Annotated in this window: 27 protein-coding genes; 8 read left to right on the forward strand and 19 right to left on the reverse strand. The window is 43.3% G+C overall.

Annotation, left to right across the window (positions count from 1 at the left end; all coding sequences use genetic code 11):
• The first annotated feature begins 92 nt into the window (after window positions 1-92).
• Window positions 93-1,343 carry an ABC transporter permease gene (locus HYN59_RS07450; protein ID WP_108779668.1) on the forward strand — a complete coding sequence of 417 codons (1,251 nt, stop codon included), beginning with the start codon at window positions 93-95 and terminating at the stop codon, window positions 1,341-1,343.
• A 396-nt stretch (window positions 1,344-1,739) separates the two neighbouring features.
• On the opposite strand, the gene accD is transcribed toward HYN59_RS07450, so the two are convergent.
• From accD to tamL, 5 genes are all read right to left on the reverse strand, one after another.
• Window positions 1,740-2,594 (reverse strand): acetyl-CoA carboxylase, carboxyltransferase subunit beta, encoded by an 855-nt coding sequence (gene accD, locus HYN59_RS07455; protein ID WP_108777676.1) that lies wholly within the window; start codon window positions 2,592-2,594, stop codon window positions 1,740-1,742.
• 81 nt (window positions 2,595-2,675) lie between these two features.
• Window positions 2,676-3,743, reverse strand: coding sequence for a class II fructose-bisphosphate aldolase (gene fbaA / locus HYN59_RS07460; protein ID WP_108777677.1), 1,068 nt, complete (start codon window positions 3,741-3,743; stop codon window positions 2,676-2,678).
• Between the two features lie 83 nt (window positions 3,744-3,826).
• On the reverse strand, window positions 3,827-4,294 hold the full coding sequence (locus HYN59_RS07465; RefSeq protein ID WP_108777678.1) for a helix-turn-helix transcriptional regulator: 468 nt from the start codon (window positions 4,292-4,294) through the stop codon (window positions 3,827-3,829).
• Window positions 4,295-4,298: 4 nt separating this feature from the next.
• On the reverse strand, window positions 4,299-4,604 hold the full coding sequence (locus tag HYN59_RS18250; RefSeq protein ID WP_245895681.1) for a hypothetical protein: 306 nt from the start codon (window positions 4,602-4,604) through the stop codon (window positions 4,299-4,301).
• Between the two features lie 292 nt (window positions 4,605-4,896).
• A complete protein-coding gene (tamL, locus tag HYN59_RS07475; protein ID WP_108777679.1) occupies window positions 4,897-7,467 on the reverse strand; it encodes a translocation and assembly module lipoprotein TamL in 2,571 nt (856 codons plus the stop codon).
• Window positions 7,468-7,506: 39 nt separating this feature from the next.
• Here tamL and HYN59_RS07480 point away from each other — a divergent pair, with 39 nt between their 5' ends.
• Window positions 7,507-8,244, forward strand: a complete 738-nt coding sequence (locus HYN59_RS07480) for a TrmH family RNA methyltransferase (protein WP_108777680.1) — start codon at window positions 7,507-7,509, stop codon at window positions 8,242-8,244.
• A 99-nt stretch (window positions 8,245-8,343) separates the two neighbouring features.
• Here HYN59_RS07480 and porT read toward each other — a convergent pair whose 3' ends face one another.
• The 14 genes from porT to HYN59_RS07550 all read right to left on the reverse strand — a co-directional run bounded on the left by porT (window position 8,344) and on the right by HYN59_RS07550 (window position 16,880).
• Window positions 8,344-9,051 (reverse strand): type IX secretion/gliding motility protein PorT/SprT, encoded by a 708-nt coding sequence (gene porT, locus HYN59_RS07485; protein ID WP_108777681.1) that lies wholly within the window; start codon window positions 9,049-9,051, stop codon window positions 8,344-8,346.
• Between the two features lies 1 nt (window position 9,052).
• Complete coding sequence (gene ubiE / locus HYN59_RS07490; protein WP_108777682.1) at window positions 9,053-9,784, reverse strand: bifunctional demethylmenaquinone methyltransferase/2-methoxy-6-polyprenyl-1,4-benzoquinol methylase UbiE; 732 nt, start codon at window positions 9,782-9,784, stop codon at window positions 9,053-9,055.
• A 60-nt stretch (window positions 9,785-9,844) separates the two neighbouring features.
• Window positions 9,845-10,300 (reverse strand): PIN domain-containing protein, encoded by a 456-nt coding sequence (locus HYN59_RS07495; RefSeq protein WP_108777683.1) that lies wholly within the window; start codon window positions 10,298-10,300, stop codon window positions 9,845-9,847.
• The gene (locus tag HYN59_RS07500; protein ID WP_108777684.1) at window positions 10,293-10,520 is read right to left on the reverse strand and encodes a UPF0175 family protein; all 228 of its coding nucleotides are present in this window, start codon (window positions 10,518-10,520) and stop codon (window positions 10,293-10,295) included. The genes HYN59_RS07495 and HYN59_RS07500 overlap by 8 nt, the downstream gene beginning before the upstream one ends.
• Window positions 10,521-10,542: 22 nt before the next feature.
• Window positions 10,543-10,986, reverse strand: coding sequence for a GNAT family N-acetyltransferase (locus tag HYN59_RS07505; RefSeq protein WP_108777685.1), 444 nt, complete (start codon window positions 10,984-10,986; stop codon window positions 10,543-10,545).
• Entirely contained in the window at window positions 10,987-11,289 is a 303-nt protein-coding gene (locus HYN59_RS07510) for a helix-turn-helix domain-containing protein (RefSeq protein ID WP_108777686.1), read from the reverse strand. It abuts the gene before it with no gap.
• 15 nt (window positions 11,290-11,304) lie between these two features.
• A complete protein-coding gene (locus HYN59_RS07515) occupies window positions 11,305-11,610 on the reverse strand; it encodes a type II toxin-antitoxin system RelE/ParE family toxin (RefSeq protein ID WP_342748352.1) in 306 nt (101 codons plus the stop codon).
• A 67-nt stretch (window positions 11,611-11,677) separates the two neighbouring features.
• On the reverse strand, window positions 11,678-12,166 hold the full coding sequence (locus tag HYN59_RS07520) for a dihydrofolate reductase (RefSeq protein WP_108777687.1): 489 nt from the start codon (window positions 12,164-12,166) through the stop codon (window positions 11,678-11,680).
• Entirely contained in the window at window positions 12,163-12,504 is a 342-nt protein-coding gene (locus tag HYN59_RS07525) for a 2TM domain-containing protein (protein WP_108777688.1), read from the reverse strand. Before HYN59_RS07525 ends, HYN59_RS07520 begins: the two co-directional genes overlap by 4 nt.
• A 36-nt stretch (window positions 12,505-12,540) precedes the next feature.
• The gene (locus HYN59_RS07530) at window positions 12,541-13,347 is read right to left on the reverse strand and encodes a hypothetical protein (RefSeq protein ID WP_108777689.1); all 807 of its coding nucleotides are present in this window, start codon (window positions 13,345-13,347) and stop codon (window positions 12,541-12,543) included.
• Between the two features lie 6 nt (window positions 13,348-13,353).
• Window positions 13,354-14,178, reverse strand: coding sequence for a thymidylate synthase (locus tag HYN59_RS07535; RefSeq protein ID WP_108777690.1), 825 nt, complete (start codon window positions 14,176-14,178; stop codon window positions 13,354-13,356).
• 184 nt (window positions 14,179-14,362) lie between these two features.
• Window positions 14,363-14,980: a bifunctional nuclease family protein gene (locus tag HYN59_RS07540; protein ID WP_108777691.1), complete on the reverse strand. Its 618-nt coding sequence runs from the start codon at window positions 14,978-14,980 to the stop codon at window positions 14,363-14,365.
• A gap of 69 nt (window positions 14,981-15,049) precedes the next feature.
• Window positions 15,050-16,042, reverse strand: a complete 993-nt coding sequence (locus tag HYN59_RS07545; protein ID WP_108777692.1) for an electron transfer flavoprotein subunit alpha/FixB family protein — start codon at window positions 16,040-16,042, stop codon at window positions 15,050-15,052.
• 91 nt (window positions 16,043-16,133) lie between these two features.
• Entirely contained in the window at window positions 16,134-16,880 is a 747-nt protein-coding gene (locus tag HYN59_RS07550) for an electron transfer flavoprotein subunit beta/FixA family protein (RefSeq protein ID WP_108777693.1), read from the reverse strand.
• 274 nt (window positions 16,881-17,154) lie between these two features.
• Here HYN59_RS07550 and HYN59_RS07555 point away from each other — a divergent pair, with 274 nt between their 5' ends.
• The 6 genes from HYN59_RS07555 to HYN59_RS07580 all read left to right on the forward strand — a co-directional run bounded on the left by HYN59_RS07555 (window position 17,155) and on the right by HYN59_RS07580 (window position 25,485).
• A complete protein-coding gene (locus tag HYN59_RS07555; RefSeq protein WP_108777694.1) occupies window positions 17,155-18,135 on the forward strand; it encodes a pyruvate dehydrogenase complex E1 component subunit beta in 981 nt (326 codons plus the stop codon).
• 237 nt (window positions 18,136-18,372) lie between these two features.
• Entirely contained in the window at window positions 18,373-20,865 is a 2,493-nt protein-coding gene (locus HYN59_RS07560) for a DUF5686 and carboxypeptidase-like regulatory domain-containing protein (RefSeq protein WP_108777695.1), read from the forward strand.
• Between the two features lie 52 nt (window positions 20,866-20,917).
• Window positions 20,918-21,406, forward strand: coding sequence for a hypothetical protein (locus tag HYN59_RS07565; RefSeq protein WP_146185890.1), 489 nt, complete (start codon window positions 20,918-20,920; stop codon window positions 21,404-21,406).
• A gap of 86 nt (window positions 21,407-21,492) precedes the next feature.
• Window positions 21,493-22,032, forward strand: coding sequence for a hypothetical protein (locus HYN59_RS07570; protein WP_108777697.1), 540 nt, complete (start codon window positions 21,493-21,495; stop codon window positions 22,030-22,032).
• 360 nt (window positions 22,033-22,392) lie between these two features.
• Entirely contained in the window at window positions 22,393-22,923 is a 531-nt protein-coding gene (locus HYN59_RS07575; protein WP_108777698.1) for an inorganic diphosphatase, read from the forward strand.
• A 123-nt stretch (window positions 22,924-23,046) separates the two neighbouring features.
• On the forward strand, window positions 23,047-25,485 hold the full coding sequence (locus tag HYN59_RS07580) for a sodium-translocating pyrophosphatase (RefSeq protein WP_108777699.1): 2,439 nt from the start codon (window positions 23,047-23,049) through the stop codon (window positions 25,483-25,485).
• Window positions 25,486-25,566: the final 81 nt, after the last annotated feature.

Raw genomic sequence — 25,566 nt, forward strand, 5'->3', positions numbered from 1 at the left:
TCTAAATTTGAGTGATTTTTTAAAAATTTATCGCTTTATGATACGCGGTTTTTAAAAAAATGCAGAATTTTACGCAAGACAATATTATAAGTATGCTGCTATACCTCCGTTTGTTAAAAGAAAGCTTTGCATTTGCCATGAATGCGCTCAGGAATAACATGCTCCGGACGTTCCTTTCGCTCCTTGGTGTGACCGTTGGGATCTTCTCGATCATAGCTGTTCTTGCTGCTGTCGACTCGCTTGACCGGAAGATCAAGTCTGATATGAGCAGTGTCGACAAAAACACGATGTACCTGAAACGCTTCTCTTTCGGGCCATCTGAAATACCGCGGTGGAAACGCGAGCAGTTCCCCGACGTGAGTTACGACGAATACCAATACCTTAAAGGCTCGGTAAAGTCGGCACAGGATATGGCTTTCCAGATTTTTACTAAAAACGAAACGGTAAAATATAATGACCAGTCAGTAAGCAGTATCAATATGGTGCCGGTTTCGTTTGAATTTTCCAATATTCAGAGCGTTAAAATAGAGCATGGCCGTTTTTATAATGAAGCCGAATCAAACTCCGGCTCGGGTGTTGCGGTCATTGGATATGAAATAGCCCAAAAGCTCTTCGGGAATGAAAACCCGCTTGAAAAAAAGATACGTGTGTACGGGCGAAAGCTGACGGTTATTGGCGTGATCGAAAAGCAGGGGGCAGGCACGTTTGGGCAAAGCAACGACACATCTATATTTTTTCCTGTAAATTTCCTGAGGAAAATGTATGGCGACCATAACGACTTTATGACCCCTGTAATTGTAATAAAGCCTTTCCCCGGAGAAGATGCTGAAGCCGTTAAGGCCGAAGTGACCCAGAAACTCCGTGCTTACAGGGGAATTAAGAACGGAGAGATAGACAATTTCATGATCGATATCCTTGCCGGCTTCACCGAACTGATCGACCAGATGATCGGGATGATGAACAAAGTAGGGTGGGGCATCAGCTTCTTTTCGCTTTTGGTAGGAGGCTTCGGTATTGCCAATATTATGTTTGTTTCGGTAAAAGAGCGTACCAACCTTATAGGTATCCAAAAAGCGCTTGGCGCCAAAAATAAATTCATATTGTTCCAGTTCCTTTTCGAGGCGGTAATCCTTTCTGTGATTGGAGGCATCGTGGGTATGCTGCTGGTGTGGGGCATTACCATATTGCTGACTAAAGTATTTGAGTTTGAATTTGTGCTGGGCCTTGGCAACGTTATCATAGGTACGGGGCTGGCTATGGCTATCGGGCTTGTTTCAGGAATACTCCCGGCTATATCGGCCTCAAGGCTGGACCCTGTGGAAGCGATTCGCAGCGGGATGTAAAAAAATGCGATACGGTAATGCCCCCAATACCGTATCGCTGTACAATTTGTAAATTGCTGAAAGAATATATTCTCTTGCTGATATATTCAGGTGCAAACTAACTGTTTTTACACCAGAAATTGTAGTTTTAAGTATAGACAAAACCGTGACAAAAATGCATTTCACGCTGTTTTTTATACAGATTACGACAATTCGGAGAAGAGTAGTTTATTAATAGGTGATTTGGACTACTAGTTTATCTGAGAAGAACATTCGATATATTTATTTACCGCTAAAGAAAATCTGCATTTATCTGCCTAATCTGTGTCATCCGCGTTCCATAAAAGATAGCTTTACAATGACGGATTGTTAAAAATTATCCATAAAAAATCCCGCCATCTGCGGGATTCCTATTATCTATCGTATCGGCTGATTCTGTATCAGATCCAGGTAAAGATTTATTTTATCTTTCAGTTCCTTTCGAGGGGTGATGAAATCCAGGAACCCATGCTCAAGTACGAACTCTGCGGTCTGGAAACCTTCCGGCAGGTCTTTACCGGTGGTGTCTTTCACAACTCTTGGGCCTGCAAAGCCTATCAGTGCTCCCGGCTCAGAGATGTTTACGTCGCCCAGCATCGCATAGGATGCAGTTGTTCCTCCTGTTGTAGGGTCGGTACAAAGCGAAATATACGGTATGCCTGCATCCGCAAGCTGTGCGAGTTTGGCCGATGTCTTGGCAAGCTGCATCAGCGAGTAGGCTGCTTCCATCATCCTTGCGCCGCCAGATTTAGAAATCATCAGGAACGGGATTTTGTTTTTTATAGAGTGGTCTATGGCGCGGGCAATTTTCTCACCAACCACAGCACCCATCGAGCCGCCGATGAAAGAGAAGTCCATACAGGCGATTACGATGTCTTTGCCTTTCGACTTTCCTACAGCTGTCCTTACGGCATCCTTCAGTTTTGTTTTCTCCATAGCATCTTTCAGCCTGTCGCCATACTTCTTGGTATCAACAAACTTAAGCGTGTCCTTGGATGTCATATCCTTGTCAAGCTCCTTAAATTCGTTGTTGTCAAACAGGATGTTAAAGTACTCCTTGCTGCCTATCCTTACATGGTAGCCGTCTTCAGGGCTTACGTAAAAATTTTTGGCAAGCTCATCTGCATCTACTATTTTACCGGTAGGCGATTTGTACCATAATCCTTTCGGTACATCTTTCTTGTCTTCGGTAGCTGTTGTTATCCCTTTTTCCGTTCTTTTAAACCAAGCCATAATTCTTTTGGATTTGTGGGTTGTCAATTGCCGGTTGTCAGGCATTCCATCAACCGGCAACTATCAACCATCAACTATATATTATAATGTATTTACGTTGTTAAGGTCGGCAAAAGCCTGCTCCAGCCTTTTGTTGAAAGTCAGTTCGCCTTCGCGCACCCATTTCCTTGGGTCATAATGTTTTTTGTTTGGCGACTCCGGCCCGTCAGGGCTGCCTATCTGTGTTTTCAGGTAGTCGATCTTAGAAGTCATATAATCACGGATACCTTCGGTAAATGCAAATTGCAGGTCGGTATCAATATTCATTTTGATAACACCATACGAAATAGCTTCCCTGATTTCCTCAAGTGTTGAGCCTGATCCACCGTGGAATACAAAATCTACAGGGTTTGGACCTGTGTTGAATTTGTTCTGTACATATTCCTGTGAGTTTCTTAGGATTTTCGGTGTAAGCTTCACGTTACCCGGTTTGTATACGCCGTGTACGTTCCCGAAAGCAGCAGCGATGGTAAATTTGTCTGACACTTTCATAAGTTTCTCATAAGTATGTGCTACCTCTTCAGGCTGGGTGTATAGTTTTGAGCTGTCGACATCAGAGTTATCAACGCCATCTTCCTCACCGCCCGTAATGCCCAGCTCGATTTCAAGGGTCATGCCCATTTTGCTCATCCTTTTAAGGTACTGTACGCAGATTTCTATATTCTCTTCCAAAGGCTCTTCCGAAAGGTCAAGCATGTGCGAGCTGAACAATGGTTTTCCTGTTTCGGCAAAATGCTTTTCGCTGGCATCAAGAAGCCCATCTACCCACGGAAGCAGTTTTTTCGCGCAATGGTCGGTATGTAGTATCACTGTTGCGCCATACGCTTCAGCAAGGGTGTGTATGTGTTTTGCACCGGCAATGGCTCCAAGGATGGCTGCACGTTCTCCTTCATTAGAAAGTCCTTTGCCCGCATTAAAGGCAGCGCCGCCGTTAGAGAACTGGATAATTACAGGGGCTTTTAGTTTTGCCGCTGTTTCAAGCACACCGTTAATGGTGCTTGAGCCGGTTACGTTTACTGCCGGAAGGGCAAAACCTTTCTCTTTGGCATATTTAAAGATCTCCTGAACCTGGTCTCCCGTTGCTACGCCGGGCTTAATATTGTGGGCCATTGTTTTTTGGGTTTTAGAAAATTGATTTACAAAAATACTATTTTTATTTTGAGACGGTTGAAATTTTCGAGAAATAATGGATATTAAACGGCTACGAGATTCCTGTAATCGAATTTTTGATATTCTTTTATTTTCTTCTCTTCTTTCTTCAATTCAATAAGTTCATTCTTTACCTGGATACGGTACCAGTATTCCGGCCTGGTGTGCGAAAAAGCGCTAAGTTTTAAAACAACCTCCGCATTTAGTTTTCGCTCACCCGATAAGTATTTATGTAAATTGCTGTCCTTCATCTCAAAATAAGCCGCCAGTTCTTTTTTTGTTAGATTAAGGGCTTTCAGGTACATTTTTACAAAATCCAGCACCTTAAGTATTTCACTGTTTTCATCCTCGCTTTGGATATAATCTTCAAGAGTATAGCTAATTGCCAATAGCTTGTTGGCTAATTGGCGCTCTTTTGATTGCAGGGCTGATTGGTCGGCAATAAAATCTTTTAGCTCCTCTTTCTTCTTTGGATTAAAAACCTCTTCAAATTTAATTTCTTTCCTAGCCATAATTTTAATTTAAAAATTCCTCGATTAATTTTTGTCCTCCCTCAGGTGGGATAACCATTGTGGTTTCCCCAAATCTTTTAGCATGGTATTTTTGGGAATAATTGGCCATCAGTTTTATTTCAGCTTCTTTGTCTTCTTCCAAGACATCAAATGCCAGCCAGCCTCTGTAAATATCATTTCCTTTAATGAAGCTCAATCTGCAGGCAAAGGCGATTAAACAGCCTGCAACTCTTTCAAATTCTTTATCTTTTCCCTGATTATGCGGTGCAATTTCAACAAAAGCCATATAAGGCTCAATCTTATCTTTCATTTCAAAAATCAGGCAGCCTTCAATTATATGAGGTGAATCTTCCTTTATGAGCACATAAGTTTCAAGTCTGCGGTTTTGGAATGCTTCTTAAAATTGAACCTCCAGCCATCCACCATTGATGGAAGGCTTAACCTTGTGGATTTAGCATCTAAAATATCAGCGTCTATAAGTAGATTTCCGTCTAATTTTAATATTTTGACTTTCATTTACATGATTAATACTACTACAAAGATAATAAATAATTATACAAATCGTATAATTGGTAAATTGTTTTCTTAGGTTTGGGAGATTATTAGAAAGGATAATTTATCCCCACATTATAAACGCATTTGGAAAGGTTGTACTCATTAAACCAGCGTTCGCCTTCCGGTTTTCCGGGATTGTACGTCTTGAATCCCACATCAAAACGTACAATGAAGAAGTTAAAGTCATACCTGAAGCCAACGCCTGTGCCGAGTGCCAGGTCTTCAAAAGATTTCAGGCCGTTAAAGGTGTAATTAGGATCGTCCACCTGGTCAAAAACATTCCAGATGTTGCCTACATCGCCAAAGATCGCACCGTTAAGCTTGCCGAATATATTAAAGCGAAGCTCGGCGCTGTAGGCCATTTTGAGGTTGGCTTCATTAAAGTCGTTAACCCCACCGCTGCGGCCGGGTCCAAGGCTGTAGGACTGCCATGCCCTGTTATCATTCGAGCCTCCCGCGAAATAGCTTCGGGCAAAAGGTATCGAGGTAGAGTTGCCGTAGGGTACCGCCAGCCCGAAAAACGCGCGCATGGCCAGTACTTTCCCGCGCCTGAGGTCAAAGTGCTTTATAAAGTCGAGCTCTCCTTTTATGTACTGCGAATATTGTACATCCAGAAACGTACGGCTGCCTACAGGCACATCCTTGTTTTCTGACATAAGGGGGGCTATCAGCGAGGGTATGCTGCCGGCGGCTTCTACCTTAGTCTTGAAAATAAAGAAAGTATTATCAAGAAGGTCTTTTTTAGAATTGGTAGTGTAAGTGAAATTTGTCGCAAAGATCAGGTTGTTCTCTGTAAGCCTCTGCCTGCGCTCCTCGATGCGGTTGATGCCCTTGCGGTCTTCGTCGCTCACTGTTATCTGGTTGTTTTTTATATCTGTGATAAAGCCGTTGGTGCCCGATTCTATTTTCAGGTCCTTAGAACCATCCGGATTTGGAGGTGCATTAAAATAGGCTGGGTCTACCTGGCTTTCATAAGTATTGGCATATTGGTTAAGCCTGTTGTAGGACGAACGGTATACATTAAAATAATTGCCCGCATTTACATTGCGTATGTATTGTATGTTAAACAGGTCGAGTTTTGCTGTGCGGCCCCTGTCAGGTGTCCAGTTATAGCTGAGCACCCCTGTAAAATTTTCCTTGTCAAGCCCGATGTTCCGCTGCCTGCTGATACCAAAACTCATTATCGTTGACGGGATCATCTTTTTCGGTATGATCTTTTCGGTTTTGAAAGGGAAGAAGATGCGAGGAAAGGTAAGCTTCAGGTCGGCACCATATTCAAGTATATTGAAGAACGACCTGTCAGGTATTGCCACATCCCTCGATGAGCCGATGTTGCCGCGTGTGGAGATCTCCAGGATCTCGGCGCCCTTAAAGATATTTCTTATCGATACCCCAAGGCTCCCCTGGATCCCGAAATCCTGGATGTTGGAGTGAGTAAAATCGACGCTGGGAGTAAAGCGGAATTTTTTTCGCGGATTTAGGTAAATATTGGTTATCAGCGAAGTGCCGGTCGGGTCTCTCGGGTCTTCTTTGTATTCAATGGTTGGGTAGTTAAAAACCCTCAGGTTGGTAAGGTACCTTGAGGTAAGCATCCTCCTGAAATCGGCGAAGTCGCTCCCCTGTGTTATAAATACCGCATCAGTAAGCGCTTTTGGCCGGTAGTTCAACTTCCCGGTGCTGTACAGGTTAAAACCATTGTAACTCACGCTGTCAATGGCCTGTTCGGGGCTTGTGGGATTTTTGGTGTAAATATTTACCTGGCTGATCTTGTACAGCCTGAACGGCCTTACAAAAGTAGAGTCGCCCTGCTTTACGGTCTCATTGTCAATGATAAAGTCGACATTGGCCTTGTAGTTATTGCCCACAGTGTCCAGTACATATGATATATTATTTTGCTGGAAGGTATAGGCTCCGCGGTTACGGAAGTAGGTTGTGATGCGTTCCCTTTCTGCTGTAAAATTAGCTTCATTATACTGGTCGCCTTTCTTTATGAGCGATCCTGCTTTTATAGTGATGTAAAGGCTGTCGAGCGCCGGAGTTTCTATGTAAGGTATGATCGAGTCCAGCTTGTAAGGCTTCCCTGTTTCGATATCATAACGCACTTCAGCACGCTTGTTTTCAAGGGTGTCAATGGTATATTTTACGTTTGCCCTGAAATAACCTTTCTTGTAATAAAAGGCAAAAAGCCTGTTGCGTGATTTCTTTATCCTGTTCAGGTCAACAATTACAGGAGGCTCGCCGGTTTTTTTGGCAAAGTTGCTAAAGCCCGACACGAAAAAGGAATTACCCAGCCGCTGTACCTGCTTTTCCGAAAGCATCTTTCGTAAGAACTCATGCCTTCCCGGCTTCCTTTTAAGCCATTCCTGATAGGAGGAGTCGGCATCCTTGTTGGCAAGGTTGTAAATGCTCAGGCGAATGTGCCAGCCTAAAACATCGGTATTGGGCAATTGGTAGAGCTGCGCTTTGTGCTCATCGTCGTTTTTTTCTTCGCCGTTTACCCTTACATCATTTTTTTTCAGGAGGTGCTTACCCTCCGGCACGTTCTTAACGAGCGAACAGGAATATAAAAACCAACCCGATATAAGAATTAGTGCTATTTTTGTTGTTATATTTCTCAAGGCAGTTGCGGCAAATAGTAATTCAAAAATACATTTTTTATGGTTAGCAAAAACCAAATTAAAACAATAACGGGTTTACAGCAAAAAAAATACAGGAAGCTGCACAAATTGTTCTTTGCCGAAGGGATAAAGGTAGTGCAGGAATTGCTGAATTCCAATTTTGAATTGCACAGGCTGTTTACCACCCAGGATATATTCAGTGAACTGCCAAAAGATAAAGTTGATATCATTACCGAAGCCGAGCTGAAAAAGATAAGCGCCTTGGCAACACCTAATGCCTGCCTGGCCTTATTTGTTGTCCCCGACGAAAAACAGGTGCCTGAAAACGGCCTTATCGTTGCGCTTGACGATATACGTGACCCGGGTAACCTGGGGACTATCATCAGGCTGTGCGACTGGTTTGGTATAGAACATTTGGTATGCTCTGAAAATTGTGTGGATGTGTATAACCCAAAAGTAGTACAGGCTACAATGGGCTCTATTACACGGGTCAATGTGGTTTATACCGACCTGTCGGACTACATTGCTAAAACTTCGCTCCCGGTATTCGGTACCTTTATGGACGGGAAGAATATTTATAGCGAAGCGCTGCCGAAGGATGGCATCATTGTTATGGGCAATGAAGCTAATGGCATTTCTCCAGAAATAGAAAATCTGGTGACAAATAAAATAGCGATCCCGCGCTTTGGCAGCCTGCAAATGACAGAAAGCCTCAATGTGGCTACCGCAGCAGCTATCACATTAAGCGAGTTCCGAAGGAATTTTGAAAGTATTTAGTGCAAGTCACTATTACCACTCTGAAGTTTATTCAAGCTTTCCAGGAAAAAATCCGTGAAAATCTGCCAAAATCCGCGTCATCTGCGTTCCCTTTCTAAATTAATGGAAAGTGAAGTTTACAAAAACACCACGGGTTTTCATTGAGCCTACATTGCCGGTATAAGGGCTGTTTGGGTCATTATCCCTGATAAGCTCATCGTCAAGGCTGAACACGCCGCGTATAGAAGGCGAGAATTTGAAGTATTCGAAGTAAAGGTCTATACCAATGCCCAATTCATAATTGGTTGTCCATTTTACCATCCTGAAATTTCCCCCGGTCATGTTATCGTCTTTGGCATCAGCATTACTGCTGAGGTTCCAGGAGCGCGAAAAACCGCCCAGAAGATAGGGGCGTACATTGCCTGTCCGCTTTGAAGAGAATTTCAGCAATAACGGGAAATGCAGGTACGTCGATTTTACCTGCCTTTTATTATCCACCAGGCCGTCTTCATAAAATGTAAGGTCGCGTTGGGTATAATAAAGGCCCGGCTCAAAACGCAGGTCAAGGTATTCGAAAATCCTGAGGTTGCCCACAAGGCCAACGTTAAAGCCGGTAGTACCCTTTACCTCTATGTCCTTACCCGGATTGTTCTTGTAGTCGAATTTGAAATCGTAGCTATTGAAGCCAAGAAAGTAACCCCAGTGCGTACGCTGCTTGTCGAAGTTCTCCAGGTGTATAATAGGGTCGCGGCCAAATATGCGGGTGCCAAACTGCGCCTGGCTTGTAAGGCCTGATAGCAGTAGTATGAATAGAATTAATTTCTTCATTTTATTGTTTTGAAGCGGAGTAAATGGTTGCCACACCAAAGGTCTGCGGCATATTCTTAACCTCTATAAACCCAATTTTGCGTAAAATATTGTTCAGCGCTTCACCATGTGGGAAAACCGAAGCCGATTCGCTAAGGTAAGCATACGCCGAACGGTCTTTAGAGAATAGCCTCCCTATCATCGGAAGCATGTACTTGCTGTAAAAAGTGTAGCCCTGCTTAAACGGGAATTTTTCAGGGACGGATGTTTCGAGTATCACAAAAATGCCGTTGGGCTTCAGTACGCGCAGTATTTCGGCAAGGCCTTTTTCAAGCGTTTCGAAATTGCGTACCCCAAAAGCTACGGTTATGGCATCAAAGTAATTATCGGCAAATGGCAGGTTTTCGCTGTCACCATATACTAGCTTTACCCTGCTGTCAAGGGTTTTTTCAGTAACTTTTTTACGCCCGACTTCCATCATCCCTTCGGATATGTCGGCACCTATAATTTCTTTGGCATTCGTCTGCGCCATCAGGATGGCGAGGTCGCCGGTACCGGTGGCAATATCCAGTACGCGCTCCGGGTTTTTGGCAGCAACCATCTTCAGGACCTTCTTCCTCCATTTCACGTCTATGCCAAAAGAGATTACACGGTTCAGTCCGTCGTACTTGCCGGATATGGTATCGAACATCTGTGCGACCTGCTCTTTCTTGCCAAGGCCGGAATCTTTGTATGGAGTAACTTGTTGTGACATTGCTTTAATTTACGGTGCAAAGATAAAGTAAGTTTTGTTAATCAGGAGTTATAAAGATACCTATTCATTTGCTTGTTTTAAAGCGAGATCTTCTAATTCTCCTGAAATCCTAAAATCGGTTTGTTTGATTTTGTTTAAATACGGCTTTATAGAAGGGATTATACCCGAAAGTTTCGCCTTTACAATAATTCCGATAGTCCCTGTGATAGTTAAGCCTAATCTAACTGCTATTTTTCTTGCTTTATAATCATCAAGAATCAATGTGCATTCGACAATTTCTAAAGCTAGAGCTATTGCGCTTGATTCGCCTCTGTCAATCTGTAATTCCAGAATTTGCTGTCGTGAATTGTCAGCTATGCGCCGGACAATTATCCATTCAGGCAATGGCTCGCCAAATTCTTCTGCTATTTCAGGTGTTGTAATAATTTGACCGTAGATAAGCTTCAGCAGGTCAAGTTCGCCAATTTTCGACAGTATAATAAGGCAGCTGGTATCGGAGATTATAATCTTATGCACTGGCTATATCATTTGCCAAATCGGAAGCAGGATAATTAAAAAGAGAAATATCGTATATTCCTATTATTTCTGCAAATGCACGTTTTGAAAGGCCTGCCAATGTAGCAGCCTGACCCAGGGACAGCCTTCCCTGCTCATATAGCTTGGAGGCTGCAAGCATTAAAAATTCCCTGCTATCCAGATTAAAGTCATCGGGGATATTGATTGTCAGTGTCTTCATACGTCAAAATTACAAATAAATTCTAAACTTTATCTAATACCATATCATACAAATCAAATCCCTTTGCCCAATAATCTTTTGTAAAAGGGCTTTTAAGCCTGAAGCCCATTTTCTCATAAAATGGATATACTAACTGCGTAGTGCGTACGCCAATTTCCTCCATACCCAGCTTTTGCATTTCCGCGATCCTGAATTTTACCAGTGCGCTGCCCACACCTTTGCCATGCGCGTCAGGATGGATGATATCCCAGGATAGCACACCACGTTTTTCGTCATCCCGCCTGTTGAAACCGCCACAGCCCATAATGCTTCCGTCAATTTCAACCACATAATAATGGTCAATGTGTTTTGCAAGGTAATCAATAAGGTCGGCTTCTTCGCTTACAGCAAAAAATTCAGGGGTGTTGCAGCGTAACAGTTCCAGTATTGCCGGATCGTCAGAAGGAGAGTAGGGGCGGATGGTCATTTATATTTTGATTGACAGCTCCAAATTACCTCCTAATCCAACCTCTACAATTTTTTGCAAGGTTGATAAGCGAACTTCCTTGACGTTATTTTCAATTTTTGAAATATATGACTTTGTAGTGCCTGCTTTATCGGCAAGTTCCTGTTGGGTTAACCCTTTTTCGAGACGGGCGATATGCAGCATTGCTCCAACTTTAAAATCTTCATATCCGGCTTCTAATTCATCCCTCTTTTTTGTTCCAATTTTGCCATAATGCTTTTCTTTAAACTCTTCAAGGGACATCAAATTATTTTTCGCTTTCATATTCTAGTTTGATTTTTAATGCCTTTTCAATTTCTTTCTTTGGTGTTTTTTGAGTTTCTTTTGAAAGCCATTTGCCAGTACAATAAGTTTTCCTTCATCAAAAAAGCAAAATATTCTAAAGATATCACTTCCCGTCTGGATACGGATTTCATACAGGCCATTTGTGTTTTCAATATGCTTGAGGTAGGTCTCTGGTACGCGCTCAAGTTGTTCTATAAGGTCAAATGTCCAAATAATTTTAAATCTGACTTTATCACGTTGTATAATGAAAAAGTCATTAAAATAATTTTTATAGAAAGTGATTTTTCTTTTAGCTTCCATTAAAAAATACAAAGATATAAAAAGTTGCCCTATAGTGAAACTTTTTAATTGTGATTTTAAAATTTAATTATTTTCTCAACCACGTCTGGAACGCCATATCATAGGCATGCTTCTCATCTTTCGGATGGAAAACTTCTTCTGCCAGTTCCCATTTTTTAGGGTCGATGTCAGGAAAAAAAGCATCGGCTTCGGGAGAGGTGTCATATACTTTAGTCAATTCTATCTTGTCGGCCCTGTCAATAGATTGTTTGTAAATCTCGCCACCGCCTATCACAAAAACTTCTTCATCCTGCGGGCAGGCGGCAATAGCAGCATTGAGGCTGTTCACTACAATGCATCCTTCGGCTTTGTAATCTTCCTGGCGGGTGATGATAACGTGTGTACGGTTGGGCAGCGGCCTCGGGAAGCTCTCAAACGTTTTGCGGCCCATGATAATATAGTGGCCGGTAGTTATCTGCTTAAAGCGCTTAAAATCGTCCGGAAGGTGCCATATCATCTGGTTGTCTTTGCCCAGGGCGTTGTTCTCTGCGGCAGCTGCAATAAGGGTAAGGGTCATTGTAACGAAGGGTTGTTGTCTTTTTCTATTTTCTTTTCAAGCTGGCTTATTTTCCGTTCCTGACGGGCCACAAGCTTGGCGATTTGCTCCTGCTCCCACTTTTTGTTGATAAAGCTTTCGGTAACGAATACCTTTATAAAATGCATTATAAACAGGAAAGCCCATGCGGTTATGGCCCAAAGATACCAGTCGTCCTGCGGGTCTACGTCCAGGCATTTATTGATAATGTAAAAGAAAATGCTGCTGACAAAAAACAGTATGAAGTGAAGGTAAACACGTTTCTTCTGCTTTACCCTTTTCCGGGCATATTCATAAAGTTCCTGTTGATTTTGTTCCATGTTCCCCTGATTTTTGGAAACTAAAGGTAAGGAAAATTACTTGAAAATTAATCTCCCCACACCAAATGATGTTGATGTGGCAATGCCGTGTATCATTGCTGGCTGAATATTGGGAAAACTGTTAATTACACGGTACACTTCTTTCTCATATTCATCCGGGGAGCTACCCATTATCTTATCTACGCTAATATGGCCATCGCTATCTACAATTACCGTGATTTCCATATATAATGGAATTTTGACAGGTTGACTATATTTTTTTTGAATATTTTGTAAGGTCTTTTTTTGGGTACATTCCAGTTGTTCTGCGATGCTCAGACCTTCACTGACACAGCCTGGAAATAATGCAGGATTGTCATAGGTTATATAGTCAGGGTTAATTTTTTTCTCCTTTATTTCCGATGGATATGCAATATAGTAATTGCCTGTTTCAGGATTTCGAAAGAACGTCAGGTTTACCAGATGTGTGCTTCTCTGTTCTTTAAACTTTAGGTCTTTTGGAGTAACATTGGGAAGTTTGCTGTTAATGTAGAGCTTTATCTCTTCTTTAAGTTTTATGCTTTCCGACCTGACTTCTGTATGTCCGGGGATAACCTTGCCGTCTCTCCCGGTTACAAAAAATGCAGATAATGAAAAATAGTCCTTATTGCTTTCCGGCAAATCGCTTATCGCTTCATTAGTAATAGTGGAAGATAACAAATCTACTAATTTTTGTTCCGAGCACAATTTGGGATTAAAATCATTTTTACATTCAGGTAGCACAGCTTGAGTTAAAACTTTCCTCTCAACCTGCGCAAATCCCTTAAGACAAAGGAGTAATAAAAATAAATATATTTTCATCATATCTGATTATACCGCCACGGCTCCTTTAATATGCGGGTGCGGGTCATAGTTCTCCAGGGTGAAATCTTCAAATTTAAAATCGAAGATGTTTTTTACTTCCGGGTTCAGCTTCATTTGCGGCAAAGGCCTTGGGTCGCGGCTTAGCTGCAGTTCCAGCTGCTCGAGATGATTGTTGTAGATGTGCGCATCGCCAAAAGTATGGATAAAATCACCGGGCTGTAATCCGCAAACCTGTGCTATCATCATCGTTAACAAAGCATACGAGGCTATGTTAAAAGGCACTCCTAAAAAGATGTCAGCGCTTCTTTGGTATAGCTGGCAGGAAAGTTTGCCATCTGCGACATAGAATTGGAAAAATGCGTGGCACGGCGGTAGCGCCACTTTACCATTGGCAACATTTTCAGCAAATGATTTTGAGGTGTCCGGCAGTACGCCCGGGTTCCATGCCGAGATCAGCATCCTGCGGCTGTTAGGGTTGGTTTTCAGTGTCTCGATAAGCTCTGTTATCTGGTCGATCTCTTTATCATCCCAGTTGCGCCACTGGTGGCCGTATACGGGGCCAAGGTTACCATCCTCATCTGCCCATTCGTCCCATATCTTTACGCCATTCTCGTTGAGGTAACCGATATTGGTATCGCCTTTAAGGAACCAAAGCAGCTCGTATATGATCGATTTAAGGTGCAGTTTTTTTGTAGTAACCAAGGGAAAGCCCTCGCTCAGGTCAAAGCGCATCTGGTACCCGAAAACACTTTTTGTGCCCGTGCCGGTGCGGTCGCCTTTCTCGTTGCCATTATCTAAAACATGCTTTACTAAATCTAAATACTGCTTCATAATACCAATTCTCTAATTTAAAAATGTACACAATGTGTCAATTCCCTACTCATGCAAATTAAAAAAATATAATGGAGCAAAATTTAAAAAGCAACTGTTTTTATAAATGGAGTTATTCACAAAAAAAAAGCCACCTTTTCAGGCAGCTTAAATAGTTATATTAAAGAATTGAGAAATTGATACATTAACTTTCTCTTTTCGATATTTCATCGCGGATCTTTGCCGCTTTTTCGTAATCTTCATTCTGAACCGCGCCTTCAAGCTGCTCATGCAGTTCCTGAAGGTTATACTGCGAATAGCCTTCGCCTGAAACCGTTTCGGTGCCAAAAGTCTGCGGCGGCGTAAGCACGTCGTCATGCTCCGCTTCGGCGTTTTCCGGCTCGGGGTTTATCTTCAGGTAGATGCCTGCTTTGTCAAGGATGTTCTTGTAAGTAAATATAGGTGCATTAAAGCGGAGTGCCAGGGCTATCGCATCAGAGGTGCGTGCATCGATGATTTCTTCGATCCTGTCGCGTTCGCAGATGATGCTCGAAAAAAAGACACCGTCAACCAGCTTGTGGATGATCACCTGCTTTACCACGATATCAAACCGGTCGGCAAAATTTTTGAATAAGTCATGGGTGAGCGGCCTTGGCGGCTTGATCTCTTTCTCAAGGGCAATGGCAATGGACTGGGCCTCAAATGCCCCGATAACGATCGGTAATTTCCGCTCTCCGTCCACTTCATTCAGGATCAGGGCATACGCTCCGTTTTGTGTCTGGCTGTATGAGATCCCTTTTATAGTAAGTTTTACTAAGCTCATATGGTCTTTGCTGTAATACAAAAAAGGCTATCCGGACAAAGATAAAACTATCGCGTTCCAGATAGCCCTTTAAGGGGCACAATTTATAATAAAATTATGAGTTTTGAGCCTTAAAAGCTTTAATTTTTCAGTCAGTTTAGGGACGATCTCAAACGCGTCGCCTACAACGCCGTAGTCGGCTACCTTAAAGAAAGGTGCGTCTGCATCGGCATTGATAACCACTTTTACTTTAGAGGAGTTGATACCAGCAATGTGCTGTATCGCACCGGAAATACCTACTGCAATATACAGGTTGGCAGCTACCGGCTTACCTGTCTGGCCTACGTGCTCGCTGTGAGGCCTCCAGCCAAGATCGGATACCGGCTTAGAACACGCTGTTGCTGCGCCAAGCGCTGCGGCAAGGTCTTCTATTAGGTTCCAGTTCTCAGGGCCTTTAAGTCCGCGCCCTCCCGATACTACCACTTCAGCATCGGCTATCGTTACTTTGCCTGTTACTTTTTCTGACGATTCTACCTTTACGTAGAAATCATTATCATTAAGCGAAGGCGTAAATTCTTCAGAAGCAGCAGTCCCATTCGATTCTACAAGCCCGAAAGAGTTTTTGCCTATGGCAAGCACTTTTACATCAGTGCTGATCTCGGTGAAGCTAAACGCTTTATTTGAGAACGCATTCCTTTTTACGCGGAAAGGCGAAAGGCTCTCCGGAAGCGCAACCACGTTTGATGCATAACCGGCCTCAAGGGCAACGGCTACAAGCGGCGCGATATAAAGGCTGTCGGTAGTAGAAGAGAACAATATGATCTTAGCGCTCTCTTTCTGTGCAGCCTGTTTGATTGCGTCAGCATAGGCTTTTGCATTGAACGCCGTAAGCTTGTCTGATTTTACATTAAGCACTTTGTCTACGCCGTAAGCGCCAAGGGCAGATGCTTCAGGACCGTTGATGGTAAGCGCAGTAACTGTGGTTCCGGTCTCGCCGGCTATTTTTTTTGCGTAAGAAGCAAGCTCGAACGCTGTTTTTTTGAATTTGCCGTCTGCTGATTCAGCATATATTAAGATTGACATTTTTCTAATTTTTTAATTTGTTAATGTATCAATGTAGCAATTCTTCGCTGTGCGTGTAATTGTTACATTGAATAATTGATTCATTGTTACATTAAATTACCTTAGCCTCGTTATGGAGCAGGCTCACAAGCTCGTCAAGGTTGTCAGGGCTTATCAGCTTCACTGCCGATTTAGGTGCAGGCTTCTCGAACTTAACCGCTTTGGTCGCAGCGTTTGCAGTTACGGGCTCAAGAACAGTAAGGGCTTTCTGCCTTGCCATCATGATGCCGCGCATGTTCGGGATCCTTAGGTCTTTCTCTTCAACAAGGCCTTTCTGCCCGCCGATAACCATTGGCAGTTTAGCGCTAAGCGTTTCTTTACCGCCGTCGATTTCACGTATGGCTTTGGCATCACTGCCTGTCACATCCAGCTTAATGCATGAGTTTACGAAGTCGAAGCCTAAAATGCCGGCAAGCATACCCGGAACCATCCCGCCGTTGTAATCCAACGATTCTTTTCCTGCTATTACAAGGTCATAACCGCCCTGCTTAACCACTTCGGCAAGCTGTTTTGCAACAAAAAAGCCGTCGGTAGGGTTCGCGTTCACACGGATGGCCTCATCCGCCCCGATAGCAAGCGCTTTCCTTAAGGTTGCCTCTGCATCAGCGCCGCCCACGTTTACTACTGTAACGTTTGCGCCCTGCTGTTCTTTAAACCATATCGCCCTTGTAAGACCGAATTCGTCGTTAGGGTTAATTACAAACTGTACACCGTTGGTGTCAAACTCGCTGTCACCATTGGTGAAATTGATCTTTGAAGTAGTATCAGGCACGTGGCTGATGCAAACTAATATTTTCATCTTATAAAAGTTATGAAGTTGATTATTTTCAGGTTACGAAAATAATACTTTTATCGAAATAAAAAACTATGCACGCATAACAAATAATGTTTTTTTAAAAATTTCAACATTAAAATTTGATTATCATAAAAATCATGCGTTTAAATGCTGATTATTGCGAATATAGAGGTGATTGTTATAAACCTTTGCACAAACTATTTATTTGGGAAAAGTCAGTTATTTAATAATTTAAAATTTTTATTTTTGCCATTCATTTAATCCGAAAAACATTTACATGAGAACGATACAATTCAGGGAAGCAGTATGCGAAGCCATGAGCGAGGAAATGCGCCGTGACGAATCGATATATTTAATGGGCGAAGAGGTAGCCGAATATAACGGCGCCTACAAAGCCTCAAAAGGGATGCTTGACGAATTTGGCCCGAAAAGGGTTATCGATACCCCTATAGCAGAGCTTGGATTTGCCGGTATAGCAGTAGGGAGCGCCATGAACGGCAACAGGCCGATCGTGGAATTCATGACGTTCAACTTCTCGCTGGTTGGTATCGACCAGATAATCAATAACGCGGCTAAGATGCGCCAGATGTCGGGCGGGCAGTTCAGCATGCCAATGGTTTTCCGTGGGCCTACGGCTTCAGCGGGCCAGCTGGGCGCAACGCACTCACAGGCTTTCGAAAACTGGTATGCCAATACACCCGGACTTAAAGTGGTGGTGCCATCGAACCCTTACGACTGTAAAGGGCTTTTGAAATCGGCAATCCGCGATAACGATCCTGTAATCTTCATGGAAAGCGAGCAGATGTATGGAGACAAAGGTGAAGTGCCAGATGGGGAATATACTATTCCACTTGGTGTTGCCGATGTGAAGCGTGAAGGGAAGGACGTAACTATCGTGTCTTTCGGTAAAATTTTGAAGGAAGCCTTTATCGCAGCCGATGAGCTGGAGAAAGAAGGCATCAGCGTTGAGATCGTCGACCTGCGCACCATACGACCGATGGATCACGAAACAATACTGAACTCGGTTAAGAAAACGAACAGGCTTGTAGTGCTTGAAGAGGCCTGGCCATTCGGCAGCATCGCCTCAGAGATCACTTATATCGTGCAGGAAAGGGCTTTTGATTACCTTGACGCACCAATACAAAGGATCACTACTGCCGATACCCCGGCGCCATACTCTCCGGCATTGCTGAAAGAATGGCTTCCGAACGCAGGTGATGTTGTAAAGGCAGTGAAGAAAGTTATGTACAAAAAATAAAAGTGTTCGTCTTTGCGGTAGAATAACCACAAGGGACCCGAAGATCTGCACAGAGGTCACAAGGCAATATGATAAAGCCTTGTGGCCTTTTTTACATCAGGCTGCCTTGTGTCCCTTGTGAAAAAAACCTTGTGCGCTTTGTGGTAAAAAAGCAATTCTGACTTGGAAGGATATAAAAAACAACTATATTTGAAACGTCATCATACTATTTGGTGAAGTTTTTTGTTTAATCATAATATGAAAAGAAAAATACTGTTTTTACTGGGGTTCTTTTTTGCGGTTACGGGCTCGCTTTTGGCGCAAACGAAAATAGGCGGTGTGATATTGGACAATTCGAACCAGCCGCTTCCTTTTGCAAATGTATATTTTAAAGGCACCAGCGAAGGTACCATTACAGATGAGAACGGTAAATTTTACCTTGAATCGCAAACGGCTTACACGCAGATCGTGGTCTCATTCGTTGGTTACGCTACAAAAGAAATTACCCTCACTAAGCCCATTACGCTCGACATGAAAATCACGCTGGCCGAAGCACAGGAGCTGAAAGAGGTGGTGCTTTATTCAGGAAAAACATCCAAGAAAAACAACCCCGCGATAGATATTCTCCGCAAGATATGGGAGCGCCGCCGAAAGAATGGCCTGAAGATGTTCAAACAATACAATTATGACAAGTATGAAAAGGTAGAGTTTGACATGAACAGCATCGACAGCGCTTTCATGAAAAGCAAAGTATTCCGGGGCATGGAATTCATCTTCGATCATGTGGATACATCAAGCGTTACGGGAAAAACCTACCTGCCTATCTTCATTAATGAGGCATTGAGCAACGTATATGGCGACAATGTCATCAACGCAAAAAAAGAGATCGTCCGTGCCAACAAAAATTCGGGTTTCAGCAACAACCAGCAGGTTATAGCTTTCATAAAAGACCTTTATGCCGAATATGATATCTACGACAACTACCTTAAATTTTTCGATAAAGACTTTGTAAGCCCACTTTCCAGGACGGGTATCAATGTGTATAATTATGTGCTTGCCGACAGTACTTTTATCGATAAGAAATGGTGTTACAACATTGTATTTTACCCAAGGCGCAAGGGTGAACTGACCTTCAAGGGGAACTTCTGGGTAAACGATACCACCTTTGCCATCAAAAAGATAAGCATGGCGGCGAGTAAGAGCGCCAACATCAACTGGGTAAAGGATATTTATATAGAGCAGGAATTTGATGTGCTTAACGATTCTGTGTTCCTGCTGAAGCGTGACCACATGATGAGCGACTTTGCCATAAGCAAAAAAGAGGAATCCAAAGGGGTGTACGGCAAGCGGACAACGCTTTTCCGGGACTACCAGTTTGATGTTAAAAAGCCTGCCGAATTTTATGCGCCCGATGTCAACCTTTATGATGAGCAGGTACACGATCGGCCCGATGAGTACTGGGAGGAAAACCGGTTTGAGTCGCTCAATGATGATGAGCGCGGCGTTTATAAGATGCTCGATACGCTCAAGACCGTCCCTAAATTCAAGAGATTGTATAGCCTGGTCGCGACACTGGGCAGCGGGTATTACCAAATGGGCAATTTTGACTATGGCCCTATATTTTCTACATTTGGCTATAATGATGTCGAGGGCGTAAGGCTGCGAACGGGCGGGCGCACCTACTTCGGGCAAAACGACCCGTGGCGTATAGAGGGTTATACAGCTTACGGATTTAAAGACAACCAATTCAAATATGGCATCTCCGGCAAATGGATGGTGAATAAGAAAAACCGCCTCATTATCCATGGCGGGAATAGGCGCGACATCGAGCAGATAGGGGTAAGCCTCACCGCGACCAATGATGTACTGGGCAGGAGCTTCGCGTCGTCGTCGCTTTTCTCAAACGGTAGCAACAACAAGCTGACCTCGATCAATTTTAGTACCGTTGGTTTCGAGATAGAGCCGGTAAAGAACCTCACCTTCAGGTCTAATATAAATTACCGTACATTAAAGTCGGCATCATCGGTATTCAGCCTTGATTATTACAACGATCCTAATGACCATTCTAAAGGGGTCGAAGGTTTTGTAAAGCAGTACGAATTCGGCGCACAGATAGACTATACTCCACGCAGGAGAACAATAGGCTACGGCGTGGAGCGCGCAGATGTCGACCTTAACTATGCCAGGCTTTACCTTAATTTTTCGCAGGGTATTAAAGGCGTTTTCAATAGTGATTTTGATTACCAAAAGCTGCAGTTCTACTACAGGCAGCCTGTACTGGTGGGTGGTTTCGGGCGTTTGTTTACAACGCTGGAGGCCGGCAAGATATTTGGCGATGTACCGCTTGGGCTTATGGGTGTAATACCCGGCAACCAGTCGTATTTCATCATAGAAAATACCTACAACCTCCTGAATTACTACGAATTTGTAGCCGATGAATATGTATCGCTTCACCTGGAGCATAATTTTAACGGTAAGCTGTTCTCACGTATACCCGGGCTTCGCGACTTGAACCTGCGTGAGATTATTGGTATAAAAGGCGTTTGGGGAACCGTGTCAGAAGGGAATAAAAGGCTCAATGCTTCTACCCTCGAGTACCGTGCGCCGGAAGATGTATATTGGGAATACCATGCGGGCGTAGGGAATATCTTTAAGGTATTCAGGCTGGACTTTGCCTGGAGGGGCAGCTACCTGAATCTTCCTGATGCTAATAAATTCACAATAAAAGGTTCGTTCGGATTCTATTTTTAATTCCGGTTAACAAAATTTTTGTAATTTCGTTTCAACCAATCTATAAGAATTTATGAAATGCCTATTTGCTGTATTGCTCGCATTGCTAATGTTGTCATGTAAAAAAGAAGGTGGAACGCAAAATGCGGGGAGTATTTATCCTGAGCAGGCTGTTGGCATGGACAACAATGGCAAATATACTATTGCTGATGAAAAAGCGCTTGCTACAGCTTGGGAAGCCAAAGTTGAAGGAAAGGCCAAACTCACGGCTTTCGAGATCGTGAAAGGCACTACCGAAGGTGATGTGGCTGAAGATTTCTATATGCTGGTGGCAAGGACGGAAGATGGTACCGCTAAGGTTGCATCGCTGCTTGAGCTAAGGGGCAATAAATTTTATTTCGGGTCGGAAGACCATAAAGGATCTGAGTCATACCTGCTAGTGATCTGCAGGGGAGAGTGCGACGGAGGCTGCCTTCCTGCGGTGAGAAAGAAAGATGGTGTGAAGCATTTAATTTGTTCATCATGTGCAGATTGTGAAAAAAACGAAATAGAAACCCATTAAGTATATAATAAAACAATTAACATTTCATTGTGGCAGCCATGCTGATTTATATGCTAATTTCGTAAGACATTTAAAAACTAACTGCCATGAAATCAAACTTACTTAAAATTGGGGCATGCCTGCTATTTGTTGCTACAATAGCTGCGTGCAGTAGTGATTCGGATATAAACCTAACTGATGCTGCAACTCCTGAAAGGGCGAACAGGGCCAGTTTTTGGGATGGCGAAATAGGGGTTGAGAAAACAACAGGAGAATTAGAGATAACCGCGGATAAAAGCGCAATCATCGCTAATTTTGAGGATATACTGCAAAAAGAAGGAAATCCAACTACACTGACAAGTCTTGTAATAGTAAAAAAACCGGCACTCAACGACCCTTCTAATGTTGGGCACATGCTTATCGGTGCCGATGGAAGGAATACCTCAATCGGTGTTATGCTTATCCGTGACGGATCGGGATCGCTTAAACTCGATAAACTTTCTTCTGAAGTTATTAAGACTACAAGCTGCCGTGGCTGTGCTTCAGGATGCAACCTTGAATATCTGTATGTAAACGGTAAAAAAGTAGCTATCTGCAATGAGAACGGATGTATATCCGATTGTACCAAAACAGAAACGGAGTTCTAAATGCGAACTAAAAAAACTAATACAGGTCCCGGCATTTGCCGGGATTTTTTATAGCGTTAAGCACAAGTATAAAGTTAATACCTGCCCGTTAGCACCCCTTGTTTTCCTTTAGCATTATTGCCTAAAAAGCGTAGGAGGATGTTTTTGCATTAGTAGACGCATTATGCCTTTCTTGTAATAAATGGAATTATTTTACTAAAATTTTAAAAATACTGTTTTTTTGAATTTTTGAATGAAGTCTTTTATAGCATTAAATTTTTGTAAAGTATTGGTTTTACTGGATTTTTAGATTATAAAACTTTGTTCTTCAATATTTTTTAATGTATTTTCGCACCCGCTAAATAAGAAAGAGTTAGAAATATGACCGCAGCAAGATTAAAATCGTTCGATGTCCTGATCGAGATACCGAAAGGAAGCAGGAACAAATATGAATATGACTTCAAATTAAAGAAAATACGTTACGACAGGATGCTTTTCTCATCGATGATGTACCCTGCCGATTACGGTTTTATCCCCGAAACACTGGCACTTGACGGTGATCCGCTGGATGTGCTGGTTTTGGTTCACGAACCAACATTCCCCGGTTGTGTGATAGAAGTTAAGCCAATTGGTGTTTTCCACATGGCAGACGAAAAGGGGCCGGATGAAAAAATCGTGTGCGTGCCAATATCTGACCCGATATGGAACAAGTATAACGACCTGAGCGACCTTAACCCGCACCGCCTTAAAGAAATCGAGCATTTCTTTAAAGTATACAAAGACCTTGAGAACAAAAAAGTTGATGTTGAAGGCTGGGGAGACGTTAATGAGGCTTACCAGATCATAGAAGAATGCCTTGAGCGTTTTGAGTCACTGGAAAACAAACCTGAAGAATTATTCAGCATTAAATAGGTATTAGCTTTAAAAATACTCCAATAAAAAGCAACATTCTGTAAAAGAGTGTTGCTTTTTTTGTTTTGCTTTTGTTATATTTACAAGATATTAACAAATTAAAAACCAAATAATACCTTATTTATGGAGTCAATAATGATTTACGTGCCGATCATCATGGCCGTTGTAGGGCTGCTCTTTATGGCAGTTAAAAGATCTTGGGTTTTAAAACAGGATGCCGGTGATGGAAAGATGAAAGAAATTTCGGAGTACATTTACGAAGGCGCCCTTGCCTTTTTGAAGGCAGAATATAAATTGCTTACTATTTTTGTTATTGTTGCGAGCATCGCGCTTGCCGGGATAACCTTCCTTCCCGGTGCAACTACCCACCTGCTTATCGTGGTTGCCTTTATTTTGGGGGCATTCTTCTCGGCGCTTGCGGGTAACATGGGTATGAAGATAGCCACCAAAACCAATGTAAGGACCACACAGGCCGCCAGGACCAGCCTTCCGCAGGCATTAAAGGTCTCTTTTGGAGGTGGTACCGTTATGGGGCTTGGCGTTGCGGGGCTTGCAGTATTAGGCCTTAGTGCATTCTTCATTTTCTTCTTCCATTTCTTTATGGATGGAAAATGGACCAATTCAGCCGATATGACACTGGTGCTTGAAACCCTTGCCGGTTTCTCCCTGGGTGCCGAATCGATAGCGTTGTTTGCCCGTGTTGGCGGTGGTATTTATACCAAGGCTGCGGATGTTGGTGCCGACCTTGTAGGTAAAGTGGAAGCCGGTATCCCTGAGGATGACCCGCGCAACCCTGCTACTATTGCCGATAACGTGGGTGATAACGTGGGCGACGTTGCCGGTATGGGCGCCGACCTTTTCGGGTCGTATGTAGCAACAGTGCTTGCGGCGATGGTATTGGGTAACTATGTATTGAGGGATATATTGATCGCTAATCCGGGCTTTACCGATATTTTTGGCGGAATAGGGCCAATCCTCCTTCCGATGGCTATTGCAGGCTTCGGGATATTGTTCTCTATCATCGGTACTTTACTGGTTAAGATAAAAGACAACAATGCTAAAGAGGCGCAGGTACAGGGCGCACTGAATATGGGCAACTGGGTATCTATTATCCTTGTGGCCATATCGTGCTACTTCCTGGTACAATACATGCTTCCTAAAACCATGATCATGGAATTCTACGGCGAAGAGCCTAAAGACATCTCGTCAATGAGGGTATTCTATGCTACTATCGTAGGGCTTATCGTGGGCGGTGTGATATCATCGGTTACAGAATACTATACAGGGCTGGGTAAAAAACCAATCCTTGCCATCGTGCAGAAATCGAGTACCGGTGCAGGTACCAATATTATTGCAGGTCTTGCAACCGGTATGATCTCTACATTCCCGACAGTGCTTCTTTTTGCAGGCGCTATCTGGGCTTCGTATGCTTTTGCAGGTTTCTATGGTGTGGCGCTTGCGGCTTCGGCTATGATGGCTACTACGGCGATGCAGCTTGCTATCGATGCTTTCGGCCCGATCTCTGACAACGCCGGTGGTATCGCCGAAATGAGCGAGCTTCCTAAAGAGGTACGTACACGTACCGATATTTTAGACTCTGTAGGTAATACTACAGCAGCAACCGGAAAAGGCTTTGCTATTGCTTCTGCGGCGCTTACGTCATTGGCGTTATTCGCTGCGTATGTAACGTTCACGGGTATTGACGGTATAAACATCTTTAAAGCCCCTGTATTGGCGATGCTTTTCGTGGGTGGTATGATCCCTGTGGTGTTCTCTGCTTTGGCAATGAACTCGGTAGGTAAGGCTGCGATGGATATGGTGTACGAAGTAAGAAGGCAATTCCGCGAAATACCGGGAATCATGGAAGGTACTGGCAAACCGGAATACGGCAAATGTGTGGAAATATCTACCAAAGCTGCTCTTCGCGAAATGATGCTTCCGGGAGTGCTTACTATTGGTTTCCCAATTGCTATCGTACTTTTGGGCATGCTTATCTATCCTGACAATAATCAATTGGTAGCTGAAATGCTTGGAGGCTATATGGCGGGTGTAACCGTATCGGGTGTGCTTTGGGCAGTGTTCCAGAACAACGCCGGTGGTGCATGGGACAACGCTAAAAAATCTTTTGAGGCCGGTGTAATGATTAACGGCGAAATGACATACAAAGGCTCTGACGCGCACAAAGCGGCTGTTACCGGCGATACTGTGGGCGACCCATTCAAGGATACCTCAGGCCCGTCTATGAACATCCTTATCAAGCTTACATGCCTTATCGGACTTGTGATAGCCCCTATATTAGGCGGACACCAAGCCGGCCATGAGGCAGTAGTAGAAACGGAGCAGACCGTTGTTGTGGAAGAGCCTGCAGTAGTTGGGCAGACGCACAGTGAAGAAATTTCAGTTGACCGCCAGAAAGATTCCGAAGGCCATGTGAAAGCTACAGTGGTGATCTCTACAAAAGCAGATAACAACGAGATCAAAACCGAAGAAAAAACTTTTGAAGGCACTGATGCCGAAGTGAATTCCCAAATCGAGGCATTCAAAAAAGCAAGGAAAGAATAAACCGATTTAAGGTCATAAAGAAAATCCCACGTTTACAGCGTGGGATTTTTGTTTATGTAGATATATTCATTGCATCAAGCA

Origin of the sequence: Flavobacterium album (assembly GCF_003096035.1) — a bacterium.
GTDB classification, from domain to species: domain Bacteria; phylum Bacteroidota; class Bacteroidia; order Flavobacteriales; family Flavobacteriaceae; genus Flavobacterium; species Flavobacterium album.